The 15,294-nt window shown below is 59.0% G+C and carries 19 protein-coding genes; 5 read left to right on the forward strand and 14 right to left on the reverse strand.

Going from position 1 to position 15,294, the window contains the following annotated elements:
* Window positions 1–98: 98 nt before the first annotated feature.
* Window positions 99–380, forward strand: a complete 282-nt coding sequence (locus NE637_RS12735; RefSeq protein WP_227119526.1) for a GNAT family N-acetyltransferase — start codon at window positions 99–101, stop codon at window positions 378–380.
* A gap of 14 nt (window positions 381–394) precedes the next feature.
* Here NE637_RS12735 and NE637_RS12740 read toward each other — a convergent pair whose 3' ends face one another.
* From NE637_RS12740 to NE637_RS12755, 4 genes are read right to left on the reverse strand one after another with little or no spacing between them, the layout of a single operon-like run.
* Window positions 395–907, reverse strand: a complete 513-nt coding sequence (locus NE637_RS12740) for a translation initiation factor 2 (protein ID WP_227119525.1) — start codon at window positions 905–907, stop codon at window positions 395–397.
* Window positions 908–966: 59 nt separating this feature from the next.
* Window positions 967–1,470 (reverse strand): cob(I)yrinic acid a,c-diamide adenosyltransferase, encoded by a 504-nt coding sequence (locus NE637_RS12745; protein ID WP_192112342.1) that lies wholly within the window; start codon window positions 1,468–1,470, stop codon window positions 967–969.
* Window positions 1,470–2,474: an AmmeMemoRadiSam system radical SAM enzyme gene (gene amrS / locus NE637_RS12750; protein WP_227119524.1), complete on the reverse strand. Its 1,005-nt coding sequence runs from the start codon at window positions 2,472–2,474 to the stop codon at window positions 1,470–1,472. Before amrS ends, NE637_RS12745 begins: the two co-directional genes overlap by 1 nt.
* Before the next feature lie 2 nt (window positions 2,475–2,476).
* Complete coding sequence (locus NE637_RS12755; protein ID WP_215648766.1) at window positions 2,477–3,280, reverse strand: hypothetical protein; 804 nt, start codon at window positions 3,278–3,280, stop codon at window positions 2,477–2,479.
* 476 nt (window positions 3,281–3,756) lie between these two features.
* Between NE637_RS12755 and purM the strand changes: the two genes are divergently transcribed.
* Both purM and NE637_RS12765 read left to right on the forward strand, forming a co-directional pair.
* Window positions 3,757–4,815: a phosphoribosylformylglycinamidine cyclo-ligase gene (purM, locus tag NE637_RS12760; protein ID WP_227119522.1), complete on the forward strand. Its 1,059-nt coding sequence runs from the start codon at window positions 3,757–3,759 to the stop codon at window positions 4,813–4,815.
* A 162-nt stretch (window positions 4,816–4,977) separates the two neighbouring features.
* Window positions 4,978–5,445 carry a YccF domain-containing protein gene (locus NE637_RS12765; RefSeq protein ID WP_192112338.1) on the forward strand — a complete coding sequence of 156 codons (468 nt, stop codon included), beginning with the start codon at window positions 4,978–4,980 and terminating at the stop codon, window positions 5,443–5,445.
* Window positions 5,446–5,497: 52 nt separating this feature from the next.
* Here the strand turns inward: NE637_RS12765 and NE637_RS12770 are convergent, their stop codons facing one another.
* Window positions 5,498–6,097 carry a TetR/AcrR family transcriptional regulator gene (locus NE637_RS12770; protein WP_192112337.1) on the reverse strand — a complete coding sequence of 200 codons (600 nt, stop codon included), beginning with the start codon at window positions 6,095–6,097 and terminating at the stop codon, window positions 5,498–5,500.
* 120 nt (window positions 6,098–6,217) lie between these two features.
* On the opposite strand from NE637_RS12770, the gene NE637_RS12775 reads away from it, so the two are divergent.
* On the forward strand, window positions 6,218–6,994 hold the full coding sequence (locus NE637_RS12775; RefSeq protein ID WP_215647982.1) for a MipA/OmpV family protein: 777 nt from the start codon (window positions 6,218–6,220) through the stop codon (window positions 6,992–6,994).
* A gap of 101 nt (window positions 6,995–7,095) precedes the next feature.
* On the opposite strand, the gene NE637_RS12780 is transcribed toward NE637_RS12775, so the two are convergent.
* The 8 genes from NE637_RS12780 to NE637_RS12815 form a co-directional block, all read right to left on the reverse strand.
* On the reverse strand, window positions 7,096–7,812 hold the full coding sequence (locus NE637_RS12780; protein WP_192112335.1) for a DUF134 domain-containing protein: 717 nt from the start codon (window positions 7,810–7,812) through the stop codon (window positions 7,096–7,098).
* Between the two features lie 270 nt (window positions 7,813–8,082).
* Entirely contained in the window at window positions 8,083–8,448 is a 366-nt protein-coding gene (locus NE637_RS12785; RefSeq protein ID WP_215647981.1) for a response regulator, read from the reverse strand.
* Between the two features lie 6 nt (window positions 8,449–8,454).
* Window positions 8,455–8,832 (reverse strand): NifB/NifX family molybdenum-iron cluster-binding protein, encoded by a 378-nt coding sequence (locus NE637_RS12790; protein ID WP_192112333.1) that lies wholly within the window; start codon window positions 8,830–8,832, stop codon window positions 8,455–8,457.
* 12 nt (window positions 8,833–8,844) lie between these two features.
* Window positions 8,845–9,768, reverse strand: a complete 924-nt coding sequence (locus NE637_RS12795; RefSeq protein WP_227118253.1) for an ATP-binding protein — start codon at window positions 9,766–9,768, stop codon at window positions 8,845–8,847.
* On the reverse strand, window positions 9,761–10,666 hold the full coding sequence (locus tag NE637_RS12800; RefSeq protein WP_227118254.1) for a nucleotide-binding protein: 906 nt from the start codon (window positions 10,664–10,666) through the stop codon (window positions 9,761–9,763). The genes NE637_RS12795 and NE637_RS12800 overlap by 8 nt, the downstream gene beginning before the upstream one ends.
* Window positions 10,667–10,672: 6 nt before the next feature.
* The gene (locus tag NE637_RS12805; protein ID WP_227118255.1) at window positions 10,673–11,023 is read right to left on the reverse strand and encodes a NifB/NifX family molybdenum-iron cluster-binding protein; all 351 of its coding nucleotides are present in this window, start codon (window positions 11,021–11,023) and stop codon (window positions 10,673–10,675) included.
* 144 nt (window positions 11,024–11,167) lie between these two features.
* A complete protein-coding gene (locus tag NE637_RS12810) occupies window positions 11,168–12,244 on the reverse strand; it encodes an NAD(P)H-dependent amine dehydrogenase family protein (RefSeq protein ID WP_227118256.1) in 1,077 nt (358 codons plus the stop codon).
* A gap of 101 nt (window positions 12,245–12,345) precedes the next feature.
* The gene (locus NE637_RS12815) at window positions 12,346–13,299 is read right to left on the reverse strand and encodes a DMT family transporter (protein ID WP_192112328.1); all 954 of its coding nucleotides are present in this window, start codon (window positions 13,297–13,299) and stop codon (window positions 12,346–12,348) included.
* Window positions 13,300–13,422: 123 nt separating this feature from the next.
* On the opposite strand from NE637_RS12815, the gene NE637_RS12820 reads away from it, so the two are divergent.
* Window positions 13,423–14,328: a LysR family transcriptional regulator gene (locus NE637_RS12820; protein ID WP_227118257.1), complete on the forward strand. Its 906-nt coding sequence runs from the start codon at window positions 13,423–13,425 to the stop codon at window positions 14,326–14,328.
* 119 nt (window positions 14,329–14,447) lie between these two features.
* Here NE637_RS12820 and tnpA read toward each other — a convergent pair whose 3' ends face one another.
* Window positions 14,448–14,906: an IS200/IS605 family transposase gene (gene tnpA, locus NE637_RS12825; RefSeq protein ID WP_215648811.1), complete on the reverse strand. Its 459-nt coding sequence runs from the start codon at window positions 14,904–14,906 to the stop codon at window positions 14,448–14,450.
* Between the last annotated feature and the right edge of the window lie 388 nt (window positions 14,907–15,294).

The following is a 15,294-nucleotide window of genomic DNA, read 5'->3' on the forward strand; positions in this document are numbered from 1 at the left end:
ATTAGCGGCAGCCTCACAAAAAAATGCTGCCCAGGATCAATCATGACCATCCGGCCAGCTACCACCGCTGACATCGGCGACCTTATTAACGAGAATGAATGCACGTGGATTGCGAGGCGGAAGGCGTGAGTATGGGCTTTGCCGTTGCGGATGCGGAAGACGGCAGCGTTTTTGCGCTTTTTGTGCGCCCGGAGTGGGAGAATAAAGGCGTGGGCAAGCAGTTGCTGGAGAAGCTGGAGGCCTTTTTGCCTGCCCGGCATGAAATGATGTGGCTCGAAACAGATGGAAGTAGCCGCGCCGCTGGATTTTATGCTCACCTGGGGTGGACACGCGCGGCAGAACTGGAAAACGGCGATGCCCGTTTTGAAAAAAGGCGTTAACTATCGGCTGAATATTATATTTTTTTATCAGCCCGCTCCAGCAGCTTCTCGCCCATGCGGCGCAAAACCGGGTTCGGCTCGACTTCAAAATCTTTCCAGTCGGCATCGGCGTAAGCCAGCAAGGCGCCCACAACGTCCAGCGCTTCTTCCGCGCTGTCAACCCATCCGCTGACAGCCCCGTGCAGCATCAGCCCCGGCCCTTCCAGCGGGCCGCGAATACCCAGCACAGGGACTCCAGCCCCGGCGGCCAGCCCCACCTCCACCCCGGCATCCTGCCCGGAAGCACCGTAATAGATGACCATATCCGCCGTCAGGCAGGCACTGTGGCAAAAGGCGTACACCTCGCCGCCGTCACGATCGGTATCCATCCAGATGCGGCGTTCGGCGGGGGTCAACCCTGGCGGGGGCACGGCTTTGTCTGTCCAGTCCAGCATGCAACAGCCCATATTCCGCAGTTCGCGCCCCAAAAGGCGCACGCCGTGCTTGTGTTTGAAAGACCCGGCCACATAGATGGTCAATACAGACATATACCCGAATTCCTTTTACAAATACTGGCAAACACACCCTGAAGGGCAATCAGCTACGGCTAAAACTCTATGCCCGGCGCAGCCTTGACTCCTGTACGCCAGGGGTGCTTGATTTCAGTCATGGAGGTCACAAGGTCTGCAGCATCCACCAGCCACTCAGGCGCACTGCGGCCAGACAGCACCAGATGGCAATCCCTGGCGCGAGCCAGCGCCATGAGCTCTTCCAGCTCCTGCTGTTCAAGAATCCCGGCGCTCAGGGCATACAGGGCTTCATCCAGAACCAGCATGTCGGCCTGCTCAAGCTGCTCATGCGCCCAGCCGAGCACCCTCAGAGCGGCCTCACGGTGCGCGGGGCGCTCTGCATCGGTACGCAAAAAACCCAGCCCTCCGGCAAAAAAGCGCTCTCCCAGCAGTTTGGCAAGCATGGCCTGCTCGCCCGCCTGCCCATCGCGCTTCATAAACTGCCCAAAGGCCACAACCATATTCTGCCCCAGGGCACGCACGGTCTGCCCCACGCAGGCGCTGGTTTTTCCTTTGCCGTCACCTGTATACACAAGAATCATTATTTCCAGACTCCCGGGATCTGCACGCCGCACTTGGGGCACTTGCCTTCTGCGCCCCGCACCCGCGTGTCGTATCCGTTCCGTTCAATAACCAGCGCATTGCATTCTGGACAAAACGTATTGCTGCCCAGAGGGCTGCGCGTGTTCCCTATATAAACGTAATTCAGGCCAGCCTCGCGCCCGATGCGCCAACAGGCTTCAAGTGTTGCCAGCGGCGTGTCCGGATGGTCGATCATCAGGTGCGCGCCGTGAAACCCCGTCACATGCCATGGAGTATCCGGCCCCAGCTCGTCGCGAATAAAAGCCGCCAGCGCTTCCATCTCCGCCTGCCCGTCGTTGAGACCGGGGATGACAAGGGTTGTGACCTCAAGCCACCAGCCAAGCTTCTTGATGGCTTTCAGATTCTCCAGCACAGGCTGAAGGTGCCCGCCGCAATATTTGCGGTAAAAGGCCTCGCTGAACGACTTCAGATCCACATTGGCGGCGCAGATGCACCGGCTGAGGGCCGTCAGGCAATCCTTGGACATATAGCCGTTGGTCACAAGCACGCTGCGTATACCCTTTTTGGCCGCCATACCCGCTGTCTCGTACAGCAGCTCAAAAAAGACCGTAGGCTCGTTGTAGGTAAAGGCCAGGGTCTGGGCGTGGTTGGCCAGAGCGTGAGCCAGCAGGTCTTCTGGCGCAGCGCGCTTGCCGGGCACAAGGCCGTTTTCCGGCACATGGGCTATGTTGTTGTTCTGGCAGAAATGGCAGGAAAAGTTGCACCCGGCGCTGCCGACAGAAAAAATCTTGCTGCCGGGTAAAAAATGGTAAAGAGGCTTTTTTTCGATGGGATCCATGGCAGCAGCGGTAACAACCCTGCTGACCAGAGAAACCATTTCCCCCCGCATGTTGACGCGCACCCCGCAAATGCCCTTGGCCCCTTTGCGCAGGCGGCAACGGTGAGCGCACAGGCGGCACACAACAGTGCCGTCAGGCTGAGAATCCCAAAGCGCGGCAAGCATGCTCAACGCCTCTCCCTTCCATCACGGCCCCTGTCGGCGCCGCGCTGGTCATACTGTGAATCGCCCTGACTGCCGGGGCGCGGGTTATACCTGTCGTCTCCCCGCTGGTCATGGCTGTTGTCGCGGGGCCTGCCGGGGCCGCTGTAGCCACCATCGCGCGAATCATGCTGATCGCGGCGCGGGCCGTCGTAACGGCCATCGTGCGGCCTGTCATCATACCGTCGGTTATCATACTGTCGGTCGTCATAGCGCCGATCGTCATAACGCCTGTCATCATGCCGCCTGTCGTCATGGCGAGGCCTGTTATGGTCTGGCTGCGGCGCGGGCTGCCAGATAACCGAAGGCATGTTCTGCTGCCCCGGCCACACAGGACCGCCGGGTTTGGGCATGGGCCCATACGGATTGGGCCCCCAGTGGTTGCCATCGGGGTAAATCTGCGGGGCCACAAAAAAAGTGCCGTAATTCTGCTGTTCCGGGGGAGCGGGCGGCACGACAGAGGTAATGATGTCGCCAGTCTGCGGATCCCGATACTGGGTCGCGATGCCCCTGTCGTTAAAATTTTCACCCTGGAGCTGCCCCGTGCCTGAAACAACGCTGCCGCCCTGTCCCTGCCAGCTTGGCGCGGGCGCAGGATAAGGCGCATAGCCAGGCCCATAACCTGGCGCATACTCGGGGGCAAAGCCGGGGGCAGGCGCTGGCGGCGGCACGGCCGCAGGATTTGGCACAGGAGCCGCAGAGGGTGCGGGAGCGGGGGCAGGAGCCTCCGCTGGCCCCGGCAGGGAACCAAAAGAGGAATAGGGAGCCATGCCCCCTGCACCGGGCCAGGGGGTCGGCTGCCCGGGGGCGGCAGACTGCAAAGCGGGTGACTGCCCAGCCGCTTGTTGGCCTGGCTGTTGGCCCACCGGTTGCCCAGGCTGCTGCCCCGGCTGCGGGTCAGGATGTTGCGGCGCATCTGGTTTCTCTACAGATGGCTGGCCTGGCGCAGCAGGCGGCTCAGGCTGGACCGCCTGCACAGGGCCAAGCTTTACACCCGAGACAGGCGCGCGGTATTCCGCAGCGCCATCCGCAGCAAGGGACGCGCCGGAACAAACGAACGTCAGTACGGCGCAGAAAATATACAATCCGGCATATCTACGCATGGCACGCTCCTTACCCCTCCGGCTTTATTCTAGCAGTGGCGGGCGGGCCGGTCTATGAAAAAACACGCGGGCAGGGCCTCAAAAAGTCGCTTGGGGTTTGAAAGAACCTGTGGTATGTAGCGCAGATTCAAAGGAGGCAACGGATGTCCAGCGACCGCGCAAAAGCCTACACTCAGGCAGGCGTTGATATTGAGGCGGGAAACGCTCTTGTTTCACGCATCAAAGGCATGGTTCAGAGCACGCAGACCAGAGGCGTCATTTCCGATATTGGCGGCTTCGGCGGCCTGTTCCGGCCTGACCTCAACGGCATGACCGAACCTGTGCTTGTTTCTTCCACCGATGGTGTGGGAACCAAGCTCAAACTGGCTTTTGCCTGCAACAAGCACGATACTGTGGGCATCGACCTTGTGGCCATGAGTGTCAACGACATTCTGGTTCAGGGTGCCAACCCCCTGTTTTTTCTTGACTACTTTGCCACCGGCAAGCTTGACGTAGAAACCGCCCAGACCGTCATTGGCGGCGTAGCCGAGGGCTGCCGCCAGTCCGGATGCGCCCTGCTTGGCGGTGAAACCGCTGAAATGCCCGACATGTACGCGCCAGGCGAGTATGACCTTGCCGGTTTTTGCGTGGGCATTGTGGATAATGCCAAGCTCATTGACGGCTCCGGCATTCAGGTGGGCGACAAAATCATCGGCATCGCCTCCTCTGGCCTGCACTCCAACGGCTTTTCCCTGGCCCGCAAGGTGCTTGACCAGAGCGGCCTTTCCCTCACCGATCCCTTCCCCGGCGGGGATGGAGCCAGCGTTGGCGATGTGCTGCTGACGCCCACCACCATCTACGTGGAAGCGGTGCGCTCCCTGCTGCGCGACATGAACGTCAAGGGCATGGCCCACATCACCGGCGGCGGCTTTTACGACAACATTCCCCGCGTGCTGCCCGCACAGGTGGAAGCGCGCATTCATTTTGGCAGCTGGCAGATGGCCCCCGTCTTCAACTGGCTCAAGGAAGCGGGCAACCTCAGCTGGCCGGAAATTCTGCAAATATTCAACGGCGGCATCGGCTATGTGCTGGTGGTGCCCGCCGATCAGGCCGAGGAAGCGATCAACCGCATCCAGGCCTTCAAGCTGCGTGCATGGTGCATCGGCGAGATAGCCCGCCGCTCCAAGGATGACGAACAGGAACAGGTCATCATCAATTTCTAGAGCATGCCATTATTTATCTGCTCTAGCCCAGATTATAAAGGGCCGCCCGGCATCACCGGGCGGCCTTTTCGTTTCAAACTGCTTTTCTTTTTCGCATTGCGTTGACATAATCAGCCGTCAATGGCCGCAAGAATACCGCACGGCCCACTTCAGGAGGATATCATGAACAGCGCCATAAGTTGCCTTGGAAACGCCATCTGGTTTTTGTGCGGCGGCATTCTCATGGGCCTTGTGTGGTGGATATACGGGGTGCTCTGCTTTATTTCCATCGTGGGCATTCCCTGGGGCAGGGCATGCTTTGTCATGGGCAACTTCGCCTTTTTCCCCTTTGGCAAAATGCCCGTTGCACGCGATGTGCTCACTGGCAGGCAGGATGTGGGCACCGGCCCGTGGGGCACGGTAGGCAACATCATCTGGCTTTTGCTGGCTGGCGTGTGGATTGCCCTTGGGCATCTGGTTTCCGCCGTCATGTGCGCGGTAACCATAATCGGCATTCCTTTTGCGTGGCAGCACGTCAAACTAGCGGCGCTGGCCCTCTGCCCCATCGGCAAGACCATTGTACCCGCACCCCTGGCCGATGCTGCCGAGCGCGCCGCCGCAGAGCGAGGCTTCCGCGACGGGCGTTACTAGGCTTCAAGTTGCCGCATCACTGCCTGACCAAAAGTCGCGGAGCTGGCGCAGCTTAGTCAGAGGATTCGCACGCGAACAGTTCTGCCAGTTGCTTTGCATAAAATTTATTCATGTACTCAATGTCGATCCTGGGCGAATCAGCTCCCCGCAGCAGATTGACTACCATTGAGGCCCCCATGATCTGCGCTAGTATCAGCTCTGCCCGCGTGGCGGCCTGTTCACCGGGCAGGACCTCCATGATCTGCTGACGGATGTTGTCGTACGTTTTTGCCATCACGTCCGAAACATTGGGATCCAGCGCAGAAAGGGCCGTGATGCGAAAATCTGTGGCCCATGCACTCTGCGCTCCGCCAGAGAGAATGCTGCCCATGGCCATACTGGTTTTTTCCATAGGCGGCACATCAGGCAGGGCCTCAATGCCTTCTGAATTCAGAATGGACGCCACTTCAAGAAAAAGATTCCTTTTTGAGCCAAAATAGCGGCTGATGAGTGCCGGGTTTACCCCTGCCGCCGCGCCGATTTCCCGTATCCCGACGTTGCCGTAGTTGGCTTTGGCAAAGAGCCGTCGCGCCGCCTGCAAAAGACGGTTTCTGGTTTCTGCGGCATTGCGTTTACGCTGCGGGCCCGTGGCTGGTTTACGTTCAGGAGCCATTGCTATCCCCTATGGTTGCTGCGACTTGACACAGTTGGTTTCATGAGGCTACTTTTGAGTAATCGATTGATTACAGATTTTCCATGAAAAGTGCAATGGCTTTGTTGCACGGGAGGGTTCATGAAAATACGGGGATTGTCGTATCTGGCGACATTAACCATTCTTCTTTTAACGGCTTTTTCTGCCATTGCGGAAGAAGGCAAAAACGACAGCAGCCGCTGGGGATTCAACCTCGGCATTGGCGGCACTGTTTCCACCTCGGAATACAAGGGAGTGGAAAGGCTGGGCACGGCCCTGCCCTTGCTGGGATATGAAGGCGAGTATCTGTATTTGCGGGGATTGAGCGGCGGCGTGCACCTGTTCAAGAACGAATACCATGAAGTCAACGTGCAGCTTTCGTATCTGCCGCAGCATTTTTATGCCTCATGGAGCGACAACTCGGGCATGAAAAAGCTTGATGACCGCTATGCATCGGCCATGGCCGGCATCAACTACCGCTTGCGCACCGAACTTGGCGTGCTGGCAGCCACCCTTTCCACCGATGCGCTGGGTGTGAACAAGGGCGTGATGGCCGATGCCTCCTATTCCTACCCCATCCGCTTTGCCAACATGTCGCTAATTCCCACAGCGGGTGTGCAGTGGACCGACGTGAACTACAACGACTATTATTACGGCGTGAGCAAAAGCGAGGCGCGGGCCAGCGGACTGAGCCACTACTCGCCGGAATCAGCCCTCTCACCATATGCCGAGCTGACGTTACGGGTCGGCCTTACAGAAAGCTGGAGCGCATTTGTGAGTGGTAAAAGCCAGTTTTTGGGACAGGAAATAACCGACAGCCCCATGGTTGAGCGCAACAACAAGTATTCAATGAGCGGGGGCTTTCTTTACGCGTTTTAGAGCATATTGACGTTGTTCCCGGCGGCTTTCCGCCGGGTTATCACCAAGGGCGCTTTCTGAACGGTCGGGAATTGCGGGCCTTTGCCGCGACCTGCACGGCTCTACCGTTCAGAAGCGCAACCGCCCTGGCAAAGATGCCCAGGGCCGAAAGGAACAAGCCTGCCCGCAGCAAAGGCGTTAAGACAGTCTGCCACTGTGGGCAGATTGGCATTGTAATACACGGCTATACCAGCCTCCTGCAAAGCCCGCAGGGGCCGCATGCCCATGCCGCCCGCAAGCAGAGCGCCAACACCAAGACGCAGCAAGGCCTGTACTGGCCCGGCGCAATCCCCGCCCTGATGCATGGGATTGGGCTGAATGTTGACCTCCCCAATCTTGCCGTCCTCCACCCTGGCAAGGGTATAGAACTGACATCGGCCAAAATGCGCGTTGGGCGCAGCATCCGGCCCGCCGGGGGCAATGCTCGGCACAGCTACCACCAGCCCGCCCGGCATGGCATCCTCGCTTTCCGCCCCCCCGGCAGTTGCATCCACAGCGCACACCCCGCCCTCAATGCGCAGGGCCTGCCCCTGCACAAGAGCCTGAGCCACGCTGCGGCGCGCGCGCCGCAAAAGCCTGCCAAAGGTATGCCGCGAAACACCCATGCGGGCTGCGGCGGCATCCATGTTCAGGTCTTCAAAATCAGCCAGCCGCAGGGCTTCCAGGCCATCCAGCGACAGCACAACCTCTTCAAGTTCGTGCAGGGGAATACCGTTGGGCTTGAAACATCTGTTTTTTGGCAGGGCGCTTACGCGCCTGCAATGGCAAGGTCTTGGCATAATTCCCCAGTAATATGGTTTTATTTGAGAATAAGCCAATGCCACGCCTCGCGCAAGTGGCGCAAGCCGTAGCCATGCACATCTGCCGCTCTGCGCATGGCCGAGCCAAAAACGGGAGGGGTAAACCCGGTTCAGGCCCGGCCATGCTTCCCGTGGGCCGGAGGCTGCTTGCGCGCAGGCAGCGCGCGCCCAAGGCGCCGTGCAAACCAAGGGTACGGACAATGGTTTGCGGGAACAGTAAAGCCTGCCGCGCATGCGGCTATTATTTTATCAGGCTTGAAGCTCCGTCAGCAGGCGCGTCACGCGGCGCGCATCTTCTGCTGCAGGAGAGGTTGGCAGCGAGGCAAGAATGCCCAGACCTTCCATGACGTCATGGAAAACATCTTCCGGCATATCGCTGACAACCGCCGTATGCACCAGTGCGTTCACACGCATGATGTCGATGACATCCTGCTTCGCCTGCTCCTGCGAGGCGGAATCCAGCACCACCAGCGCTGGGGCATGCCCCTGGACGCTTTTTTTGCAGGCTTCTGCATCGGCAACTGTCGTTACGGCGCAGCCCTGACGCTCAAGCTCCTCCACAAAGGCGGCAAAAACTGCGGGCCGCCCTGTCTGCAACAGAATGGAGCGTTTCATAACGGTTTAATGCCCGCCGCCGCAGGTATGCTCGGGGGTGAACTCCGTCAGTTTGCCCTGGCAAAATGCCTGCACGGCCATGCCCACGGTGGGCTGGTTGCCTGCAAAATACACGCTGATGCCCATCTGGTTGAAGCCCATGAGGGGGCGCATGCCCATGCCGCCAGCCAGAAGCGCATTGACGCCGTGGGAGGCCAGATACTGCACAGGAGCCATGCACCCGCCCTGCTGGTGCGGGATGGATTCAAGGGTGGACTGGGCAGCGACCTGACCGTTTTCCAGTTCCACGATGGTGTAAATGTCGCAATGTCCAAAATGCATACCCATGCCGGAATCCATGCCGCCGGGCATTTGAGAAGGAATTGCCAGAATAGTCTTGCTCATGATGCTTTCCTTTTACAGGTGTTTTATGTCGCCCTGCCGCCCCGGTTGCGATGCCAGAGAGCACACGCGCTCCCAGGCTGCTGCCAGAGTTTCGGCCAGGGGTTTGGTAAGGGGTGAAATTTCTTCGGTCAGGGCCTGCCGCCGCACCATGGCCTGCGTGACCAGCGGGCTGAAGGGCAACTCGCCCACCACATGGTGCCCGCCCTCATCGGCCACTGCGTGTATGCGGGCCACCTCATCCGCGTTCAGGTCGGCCTTGTTGGTGAGCACCGCCACGGGAATACGGAAATGCGCGCACAGCTCCGCCACACGGGCAAAGTCATGCCGCCCCGAAGGCGTTGGCTCAACAACCGCCACGGCCAAGGCCGCGCCGGAAAGGGAGCTGATCACAGGGCAGCCAACACCCGGCGATCCATCGCACAGCACAAGGTCTGCGCCCATTTGGGTTGCCTTGTCCCGGGCCTGACGCTTGAGCAGGGCCACAAGCCGTCCCGAATTTTCCTGCCCTGGGTCTAGCTGCGCATGCACAAAGGGGCCAAAACGGGTGTCGCTGACATACCACACGCCACAGCGCCGTTCGGGAAATTCCACAGCGTGCGCAGGGCAAAGCTTGTGGCACACGCCGCAGCCTTCACAGCCCAGTTCGTCTATGGAGTACACGCCATCTTTAAACCGCACCGCGTCAAAGCGGCACAGCTCGGCACAACGCCCGCAGGCTGTGCACAGGTCAGGATTGATGCGGGCCGTATTGCCGGAAATAAAAACTTCCTTCTGCTGCACCTGCGGATTCAGCAGAATGTGCATGTCCGGCACGTCCACATCCAGGTCGCAGAGTACTGCCTTTTGCCCCTGCGCATGGGCCAGTGCGGCAAATGCGGCGCAGACGGTGGTTTTTCCCGTACCGCCCTTGCCGCTGATAACAACTATCTCACGCATTGTTGGCCCCCTTGGCAAACTCCCGCAGTCTGGAGGCAAGTTCTGCAATGCGCTGCCGCCATTCCTGGCCCGTCGCGCCCTGCGCTTCCGTGGGGGGCAAGCCGTGGGCATAGGCGTGGGCGGCCTCGCGCTGGAAGGGCAGTTCTGCCAGTATGGGCAGTTTTGCACCCGCACACCATGCGCGCAGCTCATTCTCGCAATCGGCGTTGCCTTCCATGCCCACGCGGTTCATCACCACGGCAACGGGCCGCCCCAACTGCGCAAAAGCCGCGTGCGCCAGCTTGAAATCATAAAAGCCAAAAGGCGTTGGTTCCGCCACCAGCAACACGGCATCCGCGCCACGCGCCGCTGTCATGGCCGGGCAGCTTACGCCGGGGGGGGCGTCCATGAGCACGTCAGAAGGATGCCCCGCAAGCAGCTCTGCCAGCTTGCGTTCCTGCGCGCGCAGGAGCGGCGGAGTCATGGCCTCTCCCACGCGGGTACGGCCCATGAGGAAGGGCATTGTTTTACCGCCAGCGGATACAGAACCCAGCAACAAGGCGCCAAGCTCCCGCTGCGCCACGCGCAGCGCCTGTTCCGGGCACACCTCAAAACAGCCGCTGCAGCCGTGGCACATATCCTGAAAATACATGGGCTTTGCGCCCATCATGGCAATGGCCCCGTAGGAACACATGGGGCGGCATGCGCCGCAGCCCGTGCATTTTTCCTCCACCAGTTCCGGCACTTCAAGATATACCGGTTCCGGCTCAGCGAGGTTCGGGTGCAGCAAAAGGTGCAGATTGGGCGCTTCCACGTCCGCATCCACAAGCAGCAGATCGCGCTCCCACTGTCCGGCAAGGCAGGCGGTCACGGTGGTCTTTCCTGCGCCGCCCTTGCCGCTGGCAATCACAATACGCATAAGGGCCTACTTGTTGGGAGCCGTGGCCGGGCTGACCGAGCCATCGGCAAGGCAGCGCACGGCTTCGCCCACGCTGCGGTTGTCCATGTCCTGATACACGTCCAGCCCCGCCGCCTTGAGGGCCGTAAAAGCCTTGGGGCCCACATAGCCGCTCATGACGGCCTGCGCGCCAAGACCCGCAAGCCGCTCCGCAGTCTGAATGCCAGCGCCCTGCGCCGCCGCCTGCGATGCGCCGTTGTCCACATAATCTGCCTGCATGGTGTCCATATCCACGATCACAAACCCGCCAGCCCTGCCGAACCGCGGATCAACCTGCGATTCCAGCCCCGGCCCTTCGCTTGAAACGGCTACTTTCATGGCTACTCCCTTGCTCGTTATTTTTGCTCAAATGAGCATAATCCTGTACGCAAAAATGTCAACACCATAAAAAATCCGCCGCACCAACTTTTGCTGACACGGCGGACATGCCGCCACAAGGCGGCCCGGGGGGGAATGTAGAAACTACTTGAGTACGTAATGATCCAGAGGCTTTACCCTGTAGCTGTTGACCGGCATAAGGTCTGTGGTCACATAGCCCGGCGCGGCGTTGATAAGGTCTGGTATGCGGTTGACGATGGTGGCGCAGGTCAGTTCCACCGTGGCGGGGCGGGTAATGACCACCTGCGTATCCGGCTCGCCCATGAGCGTCCAGTCATTGCGGTCAACCTCGCCGGGGGCGTAAACCTTGCCCACGCATTCGCTCTCGATGACGATGCCCTCCGCCGTTTCCGTGGTCACCACGGCAGACATGCCCGTGGCGTGCCCGGCAGGGATGGTCATGCCCAGCGTTTCAGAGCGCAGCTCGGCGCTGTGGGTCTGGGGCACGCACTTCTGCACCTGGCTTTTGACCGTAAGGCCCAGACGCTCCGCCAGCCAGCCGTTGACGTTCCACATATAGGAGGGCAAAAACTCGCCGCGCTCGATCAACTGCTGGCGCTCGGCGGGCGAAATGGCATCCGCCGAGGCAATTTCCTTCTCAAAGGCGGTCAGGTCAAGCCCCGCGCCGTGAACCTTGGCAAGGGCGATGCCGTAGTCTTCCACATTGTAGCTAGAGCTGCCCTTGATCTTGCTGATGGTGTGCATGGCCCCGGCCAGGGTGGCGATCAGGTTGCCCCAGAACACGTCCTGATAGCCGGAACCGCAAACCGTGCAGCCCGTTTTTTTCGCCATTGCGTCCACCTCGCAGGTGATGGCGGGCGAAGAATTCATGGGAAAGATGGCTTCCTCATTGGTGGTGATGGCGTTGACGCCGTTTCTGGCGCAGACCATGAGGGCATCCACAATGTCGCGCATGAGGCTCATGGTAGTGATGATGCAGGCATCGGGCTTAAGTGCGGCCAGCACCTTGTCGGCCTCATCCGCGTGATGCACCACAACGCCCCGCTCCGGCCCGCCAATGATTGCACTGATATCCCGGCCGATCACTGCGGGGTTCACGTCAAAGGCAGCTACGATTTCCGCGCCTTTTTCGTACACGTATCGCATGGAATACTTGGACATTTTTCCGCAACCATACTGGGCAATCCGCAATTTGCTCATGAGTTTCCTCCTGGTTTGGAATGCGCGCAACCTGAAATACGCTTTCAGTTCTACCATACGCGCCGCTTGTGAAAAAACAAGCATGTCACGGATTGAAAAAACTAGCGCTTTGGCAGCCTCACGCCCAAAGCCACTGCAAGGCCTGCCACAATGGCGGCAGCCCCCGCCACATCGGCGGGCAGGGTGGGCACGCCCAGCAACAAAGCTGAAAGGGCCAGTCCGCTCAGGGGATTGAGCATGTTATACGCAGCCGCAGTGGATGCCCCTTGCGTACGGATGAGCAACAGCCACAGGGCCATGCCCAGCAGGCTCACCACAGCAAGCCAGCCCAGCGCCAGCAGGGCCGGAATGGAAACCGCAAGAGGCGTCACGCTGCTCTGCATGGCAGATGGGGCAAAACAAAACATGGCGCAGACTGACATCCAGAAATTTACGGGCAGCAGCGGCATGTTGCTGTATCTGCCGCGAAAGAGCACCGCACCTAAGGAAAAAGCCACAGTTGCCCCGGCAGCCAGCAGCAGTCCCTGAACGGCCCCGCCCTCAAGCTTGCCCACGCCCACCATGAGCACAATGCCAGCCAGCGACAGGCCAAAGCCCAGCAGCTTTGCCGCGCTAAACGATTCCAGCCCGCGCGCAACGCCAAGCATAAGAGTGACAAAGGGCGAACAGGACACAATGACCACAACCCAGGGCGGCGAGACCAGTTGCAGGGCGGAGAAACTCAGCCCCAGATAGGCCACGTTGTTCAGCAAGCCGAGCACAAGTCCAGCCCGCAGCGCCCTGCCTGCCTGCGGCCCCCACAGGCTTTTGCCGCACAAGAGGCCAAGCACAAAAACGGTGCCCACAAAACGGTAAAACAGGCTTACGAATGGCCCCATTTCCGTCACCACAATCTTGCCCGCCACAAAGGCTGAACTCCAGATAACGCTAAAGCACACGCCCGCAGCCACGTGCCGCCAGTTCAGACGCTTTTGGACCGTGCTTGCCGCGCTTCCGTTCCCCAATCCTGGCCCGTGCGCTTCCAGCGGCCTTTCCACACTTGCTGTTTTTCCCATTTTTCACCCCTACCCCTTGCAGCAATATAATTGCGTCCACAGTAGGCGGGGGCTTGATAATTTGTAAAATTTATTTTTATCATGAACAAATCATTTCATCTTATTTTAAGGTGGTCAGCAGCTATGGAACTCCCGGCAGACACGCGCAGTATTACCCTTGAGCATATGCGGGCTTTTATTGCCGTGGCCCATTGCCGCAGCTTTCAGAAAGCCGGGGAGCAGCTCTGCCGCAGCCAGTCGGCGGTGACTCAATCTGTCAAAAGGCTGGAGGCGCACCTCAACTGCACTTTGGTGGAGAGAGGCAACGGGCACACCTTTGGCCTTACCACGGCTGGGCAACGCCTGCTGCCAGAACTGGAGGATATTCTGCTGCGCTTTGACGCGGTGCTGCGCGCAGCCCGGCAACCTGAATTGCGGGGGCGCATAACGGTGGGGATTCCGCCAAGTTTCAGCACGGTGGAATTGCAGGCTGCCGTGGCCCGCCTGCTGGCCCTGAACTCTGACCTTCAGATCGGCGTCATCTCGGCCATGTCTGCGGATATTGACCGCATGCTGGCGGACGCCAGCCTGGACGTGGCCCTGATCAACCAACACCGCTTTGACAGCAGCCACGCGGCCGAGGGCATATTCGAGGTGTTGGCGCAGCAACCCCTGCACTGGGCCAGCGGTGGGCACATTGAGCTTGCGCCGACCATGCCGGTGCCTCTGGCCACCTACAGCGAGGGCAGCCCCTGGCGCGCCGCCACGCTGGAAAGCCTCAACGCAGCCGGACGGCCCTACGATTTTGCCTATGTGAGCGCCTCGTACGAAAGCCTGTGCAGCTCGGTGCTGGCGGGTTTTGGCATAACAGCGCTGCCCGATTGGGATATGGACGGACGCTTTGTCATCCTTGACGGCACGTGCGCTCTGCCTCCCCTGCCGCAGGTGCGAACAGTGCTTAAAACAGCCGCGTCCAGCCCGGTGCTGCGGCAATTTTGCGACTTCATCATGCAATTGCCGTTTTTTAAAAACCTGCGCCCTCGGGCCTGAGCGCCGCACGCAATAAATATCCCCCAGCATAGCCGGGGGTTTTTCATGTGCGCCTGTAAGGCTCTCTTACCAGCTGCGCCCTAGCAGGCGCATTGTACGATCTGACATTTGCATTTCTGTTACTTGCGGCCCGTAAACGGGCTTCCAGGATACGGGAGACTCAACTGATCGCCGAGTTTATCCCGATCCAGCTGTTTCTTTATGTAATCTTGAATCTTAGCCGTGTTTTTACCTACTGTATCTACATAAAAGCCACGGCACCAAAACTCACGGCTACGGTATTTAAATTTAAGATCACCAAATTGCTCATAGAGCATCAAGCTACTTTTACCTTTTAAGTACCCCATAAAACTCGATACGCTTATTTTCGGGGGTATCTCAAGCAGCATGTGGATATGGTCAGGACAGCATTCTGCTTCTAGTATTTTTACATCCTTCCACTCACACAGCTTACGTAAAATATCCCCTACTGCTCGCCTTTTCTCACCATAGAATACTTGTCTACGATATTTGGGGGCAAAGACGATGTGATATTTACAGTTCCACGTTGTGTGAGCTAAACTTTTTGCGTCACCCATTGTGACCTCCTTTTGATTTGTTTCGTTTGCAGTTGCCAGACCGCAAGTCGTTGTAACAAATCAAAAGGAGTTTTGCTGACATGCTTAAAGCTTTAAGCTTTACGGAACCCCCCGCCTAGCGGGGGGTTTTCTACATACAAAAAGCCCCCGAATCCTGAGATCCGGGGGCCTGAATCAGCTATGAACTCCGCCGCAGAGCGGCATGTACAAGGGTTTGTTAACACTATGAGCAATTTTGTTCTCTGCCAAGGAAGGAAGCCTTTTTATGAAGGGAGTGTACTCGCTTTAGCCGTTGCGACGAAGGAAGCTACGGCTAAAGACAGCAGAGCTCCGGTACTCGACCGAAATAAAAAGATTTCCTGACGTAGACAGAGGGCAAAAGAGCCAT

Source organism: Desulfovibrio desulfuricans, from assembly GCF_024460775.1.
In the GTDB taxonomy this organism is placed as follows: domain Bacteria; phylum Desulfobacterota; class Desulfovibrionia; order Desulfovibrionales; family Desulfovibrionaceae; genus Desulfovibrio; species Desulfovibrio desulfuricans_E.

Coding starts and splice junctions, on each gene's coding strand:
- NE637_RS12790 (WP_192112333.1), bottom strand. CDS start 8,832: ATGAGCAAGACTATTCTGGCAATTCCTTCTCAAATGCCCGGCGGCATG.
- NE637_RS12805 (WP_227118255.1), bottom strand. CDS start 11,023: ATGAAAGTAGCCGTTTCAAGCGAAGGGCCGGGGCTGGAATCGCAGGTT.
- NE637_RS12755 (WP_215648766.1), bottom strand. CDS start 3,280: ATGGCTCCCTATTCCTCTTTTGGTTCCCTGCCGGGGCCAGCGGAGGCT.
- NE637_RS12735 (WP_227119526.1), top strand. CDS start 99: ATGCACGTGGATTGCGAGGCGGAAGGCGTGAGTATGGGCTTTGCCGTT.
- NE637_RS12770 (WP_192112337.1), bottom strand. CDS start 6,097: ATGGCTCCTGAACGTAAACCAGCCACGGGCCCGCAGCGTAAACGCAAT.
- NE637_RS12745 (WP_192112342.1), bottom strand. CDS start 1,470: ATGATTCTTGTGTATACAGGTGACGGCAAAGGAAAAACCAGCGCCTGC.
- NE637_RS12795 (WP_227118253.1), bottom strand. CDS start 9,768: ATGCGTGAGATAGTTGTTATCAGCGGCAAGGGCGGTACGGGAAAAACC.
- purM (WP_227119522.1), top strand. CDS start 3,757: ATGTCCAGCGACCGCGCAAAAGCCTACACTCAGGCAGGCGTTGATATT.
- amrS (WP_227119524.1), bottom strand. CDS start 2,474: ATGCTTGCCGCGCTTTGGGATTCTCAGCCTGACGGCACTGTTGTGTGC.
- NE637_RS12740 (WP_227119525.1), bottom strand. CDS start 907: ATGTCTGTATTGACCATCTATGTGGCCGGGTCTTTCAAACACAAGCAC.
- NE637_RS12775 (WP_215647982.1), top strand. CDS start 6,218: ATGAAAATACGGGGATTGTCGTATCTGGCGACATTAACCATTCTTCTT.
- NE637_RS12815 (WP_192112328.1), bottom strand. CDS start 13,299: ATGGGAAAAACAGCAAGTGTGGAAAGGCCGCTGGAAGCGCACGGGCCA.
- NE637_RS12780 (WP_192112335.1), bottom strand. CDS start 7,812: ATGCCAAGACCTTGCCATTGCAGGCGCGTAAGCGCCCTGCCAAAAAAC.
- tnpA (WP_215648811.1), bottom strand. CDS start 14,906: ATGGGTGACGCAAAAAGTTTAGCTCACACAACGTGGAACTGTAAATAT.
- NE637_RS12800 (WP_227118254.1), bottom strand. CDS start 10,666: ATGCGTATTGTGATTGCCAGCGGCAAGGGCGGCGCAGGAAAGACCACC.
- NE637_RS12785 (WP_215647981.1), bottom strand. CDS start 8,448: ATGAAACGCTCCATTCTGTTGCAGACAGGGCGGCCCGCAGTTTTTGCC.
- NE637_RS12765 (WP_192112338.1), top strand. CDS start 4,978: ATGAACAGCGCCATAAGTTGCCTTGGAAACGCCATCTGGTTTTTGTGC.
- NE637_RS12810 (WP_227118256.1), bottom strand. CDS start 12,244: ATGAGCAAATTGCGGATTGCCCAGTATGGTTGCGGAAAAATGTCCAAG.
- NE637_RS12820 (WP_227118257.1), top strand. CDS start 13,423: ATGGAACTCCCGGCAGACACGCGCAGTATTACCCTTGAGCATATGCGG.